Consider the following 9,488-nt stretch of genomic DNA (forward strand, 5'->3'; position numbering starts at 1 on the left):
AGGCTTTAGATCAGCCCCTCTTTTTGGAACAAGACCTTGAGGTCCGCCTCCGGGCGCGGGCCGATGTGGGAAATCACCTCGGCGGCGGCCACACAGCCCATCCGGCCACAGGTCGCAAGGCTTTGCCCGGTGGCGTAGCCATAAAGGAAGCCCGCCGCGAATTGATCGCCCGCCCCAGTGGTATCCACGGGTTGCACGCGTTTGACCGGCACCACAGCCTCTTGATCGCCGCGCACCAACACCACGTCAGAGCCACCACGCGAACAGACCACGAGGCCACATTCGAAAGCTGCCAATTCCAAGGCCGTCGACAGGTCAGCCTGATAGAGGCTTTCCCATTCATGTTCGTTGCCGATGACGAAATCCATCTCTTTGACAAAGGTCCGAAAATCATCACGGTGACGGTCCACACAGAACGGATCGGACAGAGAAATCCCAACCTTGCCGCCCGCCGCTTTGGTCAGTTTCGCGGCCTGGTCAAAGGCGTGTTTTCCCTTGGGTTTGTCGTAAAGATAGCCCTCAAGGAACATGATGTCGGTGTCGCCCGCTGCGGTCTCGGTCACGTCTGCCTCGGAAATTTCCGAAGAAATCCCCAAATAGGTGTTCATCGAACGCTCGCCGTCAGGGGAGACGAAAATCATCGACCGTGAGGTCGGCAATTCGCCGCCCGGCACCGGAGCATTCACAAAGGCTGTGCCATCGGCCACCATCTCGGCGGCATAAAACCGTCCCAAAGCGTCGTCATGCACCCGCCCGATAAAGCCGGTTTTCAGCCCCAGCATACCCAGCCCCGCCAGAGTGTTGGCCACGGACCCTCCCGGCGTTTGAACCCGGTTTTCCATCGCGCCATAAAGCATTTCGCCGCGCTCGCGTTCGACAAGCTGCATGATGCCTTTGTCGATCCCCATAAGGTCGAGGAAACTGTCATCGGCTTGGCTGATCACATCGACGATGGCGTTGCCGATACCGACAACCTGATAGGTTTTAGTCAAAATTTTTCTCCTCGAAGGCGCAGAGGTCTCGTATCGAACATGTGCTGCACAAAGGTTTACGCGCTTTGCAGGTGTAGCGTCCGTGCAGGATCATCCAGTGATGCGCGTGCTGTTGGAATTCGGCGGGGATGTGGTCCTCGATCGCGCGTTCGACCGCGACGACATCTTTGCCCACGGCCACGCCCGAACGATTGCCGAACCGAAAAATATGGGTGTCGACGGCTTGGGTTGGCACATGCCACCACATGTTCAACACCACATTGGCGGTTTTGCGGCCCACCCCCGGCAGGCTTTCAAGAGCGGCGCGCGACGAGGGCACCTCACCGTCATAGTCATCCACCAAAATCTGGCTCAGTTTGATGACATTCTTGGCCTTATTGCGATAGAGGCCGATGGTTTTGATATGTTCAATCAATCCCTCTTCGCCCAAATCGAGCATCTTTTGCGGCGTGTCGGCGATTTTGAACAGGGCGTTCGTCGCCTTGTTCACGCCCTTATCGGTCGCCTGCGCCGACAGCGCAACGGCCACCACCAAAGTATAGGCGTTGACGTGATCAAGCTCGCCTTTCGGCTCGGCCTCGGCGGTTTGGAACCGGGTGAAGATCTCTTTGATCGTGTGATACTCAAGCTGTTTCATGGGCATTCTAATGCCTTGTCGCGCCGCGCGGAGCAAGCCGTAGGTGACATGCGTGCAATTTTCCTAAAATCAGATGAAAATACGCACAATTTAGAGCCTTTGAACGGGGGCGATTAATCCGGTCTTCAGGGTTTACTGAAAAACTCGCCCTAACTTGGCTGTTTCAGGATCACACATATGAACGCTTTCGCGGATATGAGCCCTTTTGCGGGAATGGGGATGACGGGGGCGGAGCTTTTGTCCGATGAGTCCCCGATGCCAGATCACGAAACACGGAGCGGTCCCAAATCTCTTTCGGGATTTGGCCCCGGCGTGATGATTGAAACCAGCGAAGGTCCGCAGCCCGTCGAATGGCTACGCCCCGGCGATCTGTTGTTGACGCGCGATCACGGCTATCAACCGCTCCTTTGGGTCGGGAGAAGTGCGTTGGATGAGGCCCATGTCACCAAGCCCCTGCGCATTTTCGCGGGCGCTCTGGGCGAACGCGCCCCGGAACGCGATCTGATCCTGTCGCCGGATCATCATATTCTCCTGAGCGCACCGCAAATTGAACTTTATTTTGCCGAAGCCGAAGTGTTTGTTCCCGTTTCCGACATCGCCACCGAAGCGGAGGCCGCCTATGCGATTCCCCATCCGGAATATGCCTATTGCCATCTTCTCATGAAGGAGCATGAGGTGCTTTTGGCCGAAGGCGTTTGGATCGAAAGCCTGTTTGCGGATGAACGAACCCTATCCATGCTTCCGCCTGAAACCGTAATGAGCCTCCTCACAAAACTCGGACCAAACCACCGGAACACCGAAACAGCGCGCATGATGCTCAAACGAGGCGAAGCTCTCGCGTTGCAACCGCGTTCTGCCATCGCAGCACGTCGCATAGCCGCCTAGGCGCCCGGATCATCGGCGTTTCACCAAGTTTCGGGTCGGCAGAGACGCGCTAAGGCGCTAAGGTTTGACCGTACCCTCTGATCTTGGATGCCGCCCGTGACCTATGAAGACAAGCCCCTCGAAGACCAATACCATTTCAACGTGATCCGTCGCGCCATCGACCTGTTGGATCAGGCCCCCCTACCCTTGCCGCTTGACGCACTGGCACAGGCTCTGGGCATGAGCCCGCATCACGCGCAAAAAATCTTTTCGCAATGGGCCGGAGTGTCGCCAAAACGGTTTCAGCAATATCTCACCCTGGGCCATGCCAAGGCGATGATTGCACAAAATCATACAATGGTTGAGGTCGCCGATGGTGCCGGGCTGTCCAGCACGGGCCGCCTGCACGATCTCTTTATGCGCTGGGATGCGATGACGCCGGGGGATTTTGCCCGCAAAGGTGCGGGGCTGACACTCGCATACGGCTGGTTCGCCACGCCCTTTGGCGACGCCTTGGCCATGTCCACCGAGCGCGGCCTCTGCGCCCTCGCCTTTATCTCTGAGACCACGCGAGAGGCGGCCTTTGCCGACCTCTCCGGGCGTTGGCCCGCCGCCACCTACATTGAGGACACCGAAGCCGTGCGCCCCTACATCGCCGCAGCCATCGGCGGCGGCGATCTGAAACTGCACCTCATCGGTGCGCCGTTTCAGATCAAAGTCTGGGAGGCGCTTTTGTCGATCCCTTCGGGTCAGGTCACCACCTATTCCGACATCGCTGCGGCCATTGGTGCGCCCAAAGCCGTGCGCGCGGTCGGCACCGCCGTCGGGCGCAACCCGGTGAGCTGGTTGATCCCCTGCCACCGCGTTTTGCGCAAAACCGGCGCTTTGGGCGGCTATCACTGGGGTCTACCTGTCAAACGCGCGCTTTTGGCCTATGAAAGCCTGCAAGCCGACAGTCAATCCCACATCCCGACTGAGCAGAAACCCGCCGCACTTGCGTGCTCCGCGAAAATCCACCGTGTTTCTGGCGCAATAGAGCGGTAAAACCAGCGCCAGAGCAGTTTTAACACGAGGATACGATATGAAATCCCCTCTTTTCGTTGCCATCCCGCTGATCGCCAGTTTTGGTCTGACGGCGTGCATGGACACCTATAGCGCTGATTCCAATCAGAAAACCACCCAAGGTGCCGTTATCGGCGCGACCCTTGGCGGCATTTTAGGCGCAAGCTCCAATGACGACAAATTGGCAAAAGCCGCCGTCGGTGCGGTGATTGGTGGGGCCATTGGTGGCGCCATCGGTCAGCAATTGGACAAACAAGCCGCAGATTTGCGTCAGGATCTCGGCAATGATGACGTGAAAATCGTCAACACCGGCTCGCAGTTGATTGTCACCATGCCACAGGACATTCTGTTTGCCACCGATAGCTCCGTTGTGATGCCCTCGCTGCAAAGCGACCTGAGCAAACTGGCCTATAACCTTCAGGATTATCCGAACACCACGGTTCAGGTGATCGGTCACACGGACAACACCGGCTCTGCAACCTACAACCAAGCCTTGTCGACCCGCCGCGCCTCTGCTGTGGCAACGATCCTGACCGCCAATGGCGTGGCTCCGGGCCGGGTTCAGGCCTATGGCCGCGGCGAAGATGCGCCTGTGACCACCAACCTAACCCCAGAAGGCCGCGCGCAAAACCGCCGCGTCGAAATCGTCATCACGCCGATGACCTGACCTCGCCAAAAGGGGACGATTTGAAAGGCCGGGCTTAGTCCCGGCCTTTTTCACGGCCAACAGATGCGTGTTTTCGTGGCACCTCTGCGCGTCTGGTCATATGATTTGATCACTCTTATGGAGGGGCCCATGCCATTTCAAAAAATCAACGCCGAAAAACTGTCGCATTCGGTGATGAAGCAAATCGAATTGTTGATCCTGCGTGGCATTTTGCGACCCGGCGAACGCCTGCCCTCGGAACGCGATTTGGCGGAGCGTCTGGGCGTATCGCGACCCTCGGTGCGCGAAGCCTCGCAGAGCTCTCGTCCAAGGGCCTTTTGACCACAAAAGCCGGCGCAGGCGTGTTTGTCGCGGATGTCTTGGGGTCGGCCTTCTCCCCCGCCTTGGTCAAACTCTTTGGCAGCCATGACGAGGCGGTGTTTGACTATATCGCGTTTCGTCGTGACATGGAGGGCCTGGCCGCCGAACGTGCCACCCGCTTTGCCTCCGACACCGATTTGAACGTCATCAACGCGATCTTTAAAAAAATGGAAGCGGCGCATCCTAAGCGCAATCCAACGGACGAAGCACGGCTTGATGCGGAGTTTCACCTCTCGATCATTGAGGCCAGCCACAATGTCATTATGCTGCATATGATGCGGTCAATGTTTGATCTGCTGCGTGAGGGTGTGTTTTACAACCGCTCGGTGATCTTCAAACAACGCACCAACCGCGCCCTTCTGTTGGATCAACACCGCGCCATCAATGACGCGTTGCAAGCGCGCGACCCGGACGCCGCCCGCGCCGCAGTGATCCGGCATCTGGATTATGTCGAAGCGGCGCTCAGCGATCAGCAGAAATTCGAGCGCAACGAAGACATTGCCCGGCTCAGGTTTGAGCATGAACAGTCGCGGGGCTGACCCCTTTCATTGCAGCCAAATACTCAAAACAAAACCCCCGCCAAAGCGGGGGTTTTTTGATCGGGGTTTGACGGGTCAGGTCAGGAAAAGATCAGTGCAGTTTTTCACCGACTTCGGTGATCGAGGTTTCGATCAACGTATTGGCATCTGCTGCCGTCATCTGTTTGGTGATGATGTCAGAGGCCGCGCCAATGGCGACGGTAATGGCAGCATTGCGCACGTCGCGGATGGCCGCAGCTTCGGCTGCTGCAATCTGGTCTTCAGCCGCGGCGAGACGACGTTGGATCGAGGTCTTGATGTCCTCTTTCGCTTTCTCGGCAGCCAATTCCGCGTCTTTTTTGGCCTGAGCGACAATAGCGTCGGCTTGGTCTTGCACTTCGCGCTGTTTGCGCTCGTAAGAGGCCAAGATCGACTGCGCTTCGTCACGCAGGGCACGGGCTTCGTCCAGATCGGATTTGATGCCAGCCGCACGGTCGTCAAGCATTTTGCCCAACAGAGCCGGAACCTTTTTCCAGATCAGAATGCCAACAAACACCAAAAAGCCCAAAAGGACGATCAGGTTGGTGTTGGTCAGCGTCCAGAAATCGCCCGAAAACGGGTTTTGGGATGCGGCCAAGGCCGGGGTTGCAGTAACCAATGCGATGAGAAGAGAAAGTTTTTTCATATCCTTACCCTTTCATACGCGCGGTGACCGCGGCGGTGATGGTGCGTGCATCCGCAGTTGTACCGAGAGCGGCGACGATTTCTTTGGCGGTGTCTTTGGCCACAGCTTTGACACTGTCCATCGCACCATCGCGGATTTCGGTGATGGCTTTCTCAGATTCGGCCGCTTTGGCCGCAATCTGTGCATCGGCTTTGGCAAGCGCTGTGTCGAGATCGGCCTGAATCGCAGCGCGGGTCTCGTTGGAGATCCGTTGCGCTTCAGACTTCGCCTCAGCGAGAGCCGCGTTATAGGCTGCTTCTGCCTCTTTGGCCTTGAGCTTGAGCTCTTCAGCGGCAGAAATATCATTCATGATCGTGCCGGACCGTTCCGCAAGCACCGTAGAGATGCGCGGCAGGGCGATTTTCGAGAGCACGAAATAGATCACGACAAGCGTGACCAGAAGCCAGAAAATTTGGTTGGGGAATGTCGCGAAGTCGAGCTGCGGCATGCCTGCCTCAGCGGTCGCCAACTCTGCCCCGTGCGTCTCTGTTGCCATCTTATCCTCCTGGCTCTGACCTAATTCTCCGAAACCTATGCCGGAGAGACCCCTAGTTTACGCGAGGGTGGATCGGAAAACCGACCCACCCTGCCGTAAGGATAGAGTGTTCGATCAGACGGCGAACATCAGCAGAAGAGCGACGAGGAACGAGAAGATCCCCAGAGCTTCTGCAAAGGCCATGCCGATGAAGAGGGTCGCAGTTTGCGATGCAGCTGCGGACGGGTTACGAAGAGCGCCGGACAGGTAGTTGCCAGCCACGTTACCCACACCGATGGCTGCGCCACCCATGCCGATTGCTGTGAGGCCTACACCGATGTATTTGCCGAGTTCTGCGATATTGCCTTCCATGGGGGTATCTCCTTACGTTGGAATTGGCTGAAAAAGTGAGTTCTAAACCTGACCGGACTTAGTGAACCGGGTGCAGTGCGTCTTTGAGATAGACACAGGTCAGAATGGTGAACACGTAGGCCTGAATGAAGGCCACGAGAATTTCGAGACCGTACATCGCGGTGATCGCAAGGATCGAAACCGGCGAGATAGCGGCGATGGCGGCAAAGCCCGCAAACACTTTGATCACGGCGTGGCCGGCCATCATGTTACCAGCCAAACGAATGGAGTGGCTGACAGGGCGCACGAAGTAGGAGATCAGCTCGATCACCGCAAGAAGCGGGCGCACAGCGAGCGGCGCGGAGGAAATCCAGAACAACGCGAGGAATTTGGAGCCGTTTTTCACAAACCCCAGAATGGTGACGAAAGAGAACACCAAGAGGGCGAGAACACCGGTCACAGCAATGTGGGACGTGGTGGTGAAGGACAGCGGCAGAAGGCCAAGTATGTTGGCGAAGACGATGAACGAGAACAGCGTCATGATATACGGGAAGTAGCGGATGGCGTCTTTGCCAGCGACATCTTCTACCATCTTATAGACGAAACCGTACATCAGCTCGGCAATGGACTGACCTTTGGAGGGCACCATGGCGCGGCCACGGGAGCCGACGACCAAAAGGAGCACGATCGCCAGAACGGTGATCGCCATCCAAAGCGTGACGTTGGTCACGGTGTACCAATGGATCGTGCCGTCGCCAAACAGAGACACCGGCTTGAACTGATCCATCGGGTGGAAGGCCAAGCTGCTCTCGGAACCATGCGCTTCAGTTGCCACGTTCAATCCCTCTCATCACGTGCGGGGTCACCCGCGTTATCATTCTTGGCGGCATCTGCCACCTGCCCAGCTTCGATTTCCTTGGCGGTTCGCATCATCGTTTTGACGCCCGCAGCAAGACCGAAGCCTATGAACAGTACGAGGAACAAGGGCGTTGTGCCCAAGAGCTTATCCAAGCCCCACCCCATACCAAAGCCGATCAAGAGACCAGCCACCAATTCCACCACCATCCGCCAGGCCATATTGGCCTGAGAAAAGTGTTCTTCACCGCGGGAGGCTTTGGGCGTCAGCGCCCCTTTTGCCTTTTCGATCCGATCTTCCAAAGCGCGCAGGCGCTCGGGATCATGCGGGTCGGTCATGGCAAAAAGCCCCTTTGGTTGCTTGGCGGCAAGCTATGCGGGAGGGCATTCAGAGTCAACACGGGAATACCCCATTTTAAAATGGCTTAACCATATGTTTTAATTGAGTATTTCAATCGCAATAAAGGCAGCACCCAACATGCCTTTGCCGCTGTTAGCGCTCGCCGCTCGCGTTTTCGTTATTCAACCAAATGGTTGACCAAAGCATCGTGTGGCCCTAACGGATTTGATATGTCGCATGATCTTGATCTCATATTCGCCGCCCTGTCTGATCCGACCCGTCGGGCGATCCTTGAGATGTTGCTTGAGGACGACATGGCGGTGACCGATGTGGCCGAACCGTTCGAGATGTCACTGGCGGCGATTTCCAAACATCTTGGCATCCTCACCCGCGCCGGATTGATCGTGCAAGAAAAGCGCGGTCGGGTGAAATGGTGCAAACTCGACCCGAGCGCGATCCGCGCCTCCTCTGTATGGATGCAGGGGTTTGGGCAGTTCGTCGAACTGGACCTTGATGGGTTGGAACGGTTTTTAGCGCAGGAACTGCCGCAAGACTAAACGTCCCCTATGCCCACTCTTGGCTCCAATCGTAAAGCTGTCCCACGATCTCCCCCAGCGCGCGGCCCTTGTCGGTCAGAGAATAGCCGACCCGTCGGCGGGCGTCATATTTGGCGACCCGCAACACCAATCCATTGTCTTCAAACGCCCGCAACTGCGCCTTTAAAACCTTCCGACTGATGCCATCGAGGGCGCGGGTCAGTTCGAGGAAATGCATCTCTCCCCCCAGCAAACAATGAAGCACAGATGGGCCGTGCTTGCCGCCCAATAGCCGCAGCGTCTGCCCCACAGGACAGGCTCCTGTCTCCGGTACGGTCCACGGGCGGTTTTGGGGCGGCCTCACATGCTGCATCTCGGTTCTCCGGTTACAAAAAAGTGCCCAATTGCGACCCTTTGACGGTGATGTCATCACCGATTGCATCCTGATCCTAGCCGAGACACGCGCCATGACCCAAACATTTGTCGATACCATCCCCATGCTGCCCTTTGGCATGCTCAATGCCTTTCTGATCAGTCGGGGAGATCGCGCCGTTTTGGTGGACACAGGCCTGCCCAATTCAGAGCCCAAGATCGAAAAGGCGCTGAACGCAAGGCGCTTGGATTGGTCAAATCTCACCCTCATCCTTCTCACCCATGCTCACATTGATCACGCCGGCTCCGCCGCCCGTGTGCAGATGCGTAGCGCCGCGCCCCTGCTCGCGCATCACGATGAGCTTCCCTATTGTCAGGGCGAGCCGCCGCGGCTCAGACCAAGCGGACCTTTTGGCCGGGTGTTTTACAGGACGGGTGCGATCCAACGACCGTTTGAGGCCGTGACGCCCGATGTGATCATGACCACGGACGGGTTTGATCTTTCAGAGTTTGGGATTGCGGCGCAGGTGCTCCACACGCCCGGCCATACGCCGGGGTCCGTGTCGGTTCTTTTGGAGGACGGCCGCGTCATCGCCGGGGATTTGGCGGCATCCGGGATTTTGCTGGGCGGTATCGCGTGCCGCGCCCGGCCGAAATCGCCGCCATTCGAAGAAGAGCCCCTACACGTCGTCGCGTCCTTGCAACGTCTTTTGTCTGTTGGCGGGCGCGCGTTTT

Annotated in this window: 13 protein-coding genes and 1 pseudogene; 6 read left to right on the forward strand and 8 right to left on the reverse strand. The window is 57.4% G+C overall.

All coding sequences use genetic code 11. The features are described from left to right. Positions 1-5: 5 nt before the first annotated feature. Complete coding sequence (locus C8029_RS00920; protein WP_152002050.1) at positions 6-992, reverse strand: adenosine kinase; 987 nt, start codon at positions 990-992, stop codon at positions 6-8. Further along, entirely contained in the window at positions 985-1,635 is a 651-nt protein-coding gene (gene nth / locus C8029_RS00925; RefSeq protein WP_193217556.1) for an endonuclease III, read from the reverse strand. The genes C8029_RS00920 and nth overlap by 8 nt, the downstream gene beginning before the upstream one ends. Before the next feature lie 171 nt (positions 1,636-1,806). Here nth and C8029_RS00930 point away from each other — a divergent pair, with 171 nt between their 5' ends. From C8029_RS00930 to C8029_RS00945, 4 genes and pseudogenes are all read left to right on the forward strand, one after another. Next, positions 1,807-2,514 carry a Hint domain-containing protein gene (locus C8029_RS00930; protein WP_152002051.1) on the forward strand — a complete coding sequence of 236 codons (708 nt, stop codon included), beginning with the start codon at positions 1,807-1,809 and terminating at the stop codon, positions 2,512-2,514. Between the two features lie 87 nt (positions 2,515-2,601). Further along, positions 2,602-3,537: a methylated-DNA--[protein]-cysteine S-methyltransferase gene (locus tag C8029_RS00935; protein ID WP_152002052.1), complete on the forward strand. Its 936-nt coding sequence runs from the start codon at positions 2,602-2,604 to the stop codon at positions 3,535-3,537. A gap of 37 nt (positions 3,538-3,574) precedes the next feature. Then, on the forward strand, positions 3,575-4,222 hold the full coding sequence (locus C8029_RS00940; RefSeq protein WP_009572197.1) for a YiaD family glycine zipper/OmpA-like lipoprotein: 648 nt from the start codon (positions 3,575-3,577) through the stop codon (positions 4,220-4,222). A gap of 129 nt (positions 4,223-4,351) precedes the next feature. Next, positions 4,352-5,121, forward strand: a pseudogene (locus tag C8029_RS00945) (FadR/GntR family transcriptional regulator). Positions 5,122-5,212: 91 nt separating this feature from the next. Here the strand turns inward: C8029_RS00945 and C8029_RS00950 are convergent. The 5 genes from C8029_RS00950 to C8029_RS00970 all read right to left on the reverse strand — a co-directional run bounded on the left by C8029_RS00950 (position 5,213) and on the right by C8029_RS00970 (position 7,844). Next, positions 5,213-5,785, reverse strand: coding sequence for a F0F1 ATP synthase subunit B (locus tag C8029_RS00950; RefSeq protein WP_009572195.1), 573 nt, complete (start codon positions 5,783-5,785; stop codon positions 5,213-5,215). A 4-nt stretch (positions 5,786-5,789) separates the two neighbouring features. Further along, the gene (locus C8029_RS00955) at positions 5,790-6,320 is read right to left on the reverse strand and encodes a F0F1 ATP synthase subunit B' (RefSeq protein WP_009572194.1); all 531 of its coding nucleotides are present in this window, start codon (positions 6,318-6,320) and stop codon (positions 5,790-5,792) included. A gap of 114 nt (positions 6,321-6,434) precedes the next feature. Next, a complete protein-coding gene (locus C8029_RS00960) occupies positions 6,435-6,671 on the reverse strand; it encodes a F0F1 ATP synthase subunit C (RefSeq protein WP_009572193.1) in 237 nt (78 codons plus the stop codon). Between the two features lie 58 nt (positions 6,672-6,729). Further along, positions 6,730-7,485 carry a F0F1 ATP synthase subunit A gene (locus tag C8029_RS00965; RefSeq protein WP_040402279.1) on the reverse strand — a complete coding sequence of 252 codons (756 nt, stop codon included), beginning with the start codon at positions 7,483-7,485 and terminating at the stop codon, positions 6,730-6,732. 2 nt (positions 7,486-7,487) lie between these two features. After that, positions 7,488-7,844, reverse strand: coding sequence for an AtpZ/AtpI family protein (locus C8029_RS00970; protein WP_009572191.1), 357 nt, complete (start codon positions 7,842-7,844; stop codon positions 7,488-7,490). A 231-nt stretch (positions 7,845-8,075) separates the two neighbouring features. On the opposite strand from C8029_RS00970, the gene C8029_RS00975 reads away from it, so the two are divergent. Continuing rightward, complete coding sequence (locus C8029_RS00975; protein WP_009572190.1) at positions 8,076-8,402, forward strand: ArsR/SmtB family transcription factor; 327 nt, start codon at positions 8,076-8,078, stop codon at positions 8,400-8,402. 7 nt (positions 8,403-8,409) lie between these two features. Here the strand turns inward: C8029_RS00975 and C8029_RS21910 are convergent, their stop codons facing one another. Beyond that, positions 8,410-8,691 (reverse strand): winged helix-turn-helix transcriptional regulator, encoded by a 282-nt coding sequence (locus C8029_RS21910; RefSeq protein ID WP_193217557.1) that lies wholly within the window; start codon positions 8,689-8,691, stop codon positions 8,410-8,412. A gap of 94 nt (positions 8,692-8,785) precedes the next feature. On the opposite strand from C8029_RS21910, the gene C8029_RS00985 reads away from it, so the two are divergent. Then, the coding region (locus tag C8029_RS00985; RefSeq protein WP_226946202.1) for an MBL fold metallo-hydrolase at positions 8,786-9,488 on the forward strand (703 nt) is incomplete at its 3' end.

It is taken from the genome of Roseobacter sp. TSBP12, assembly GCF_009129705.1.
In the GTDB taxonomy this organism is placed as follows: Bacteria; Pseudomonadota; Alphaproteobacteria; order Rhodobacterales; family Rhodobacteraceae; genus Celeribacter; species Celeribacter baekdonensis_A.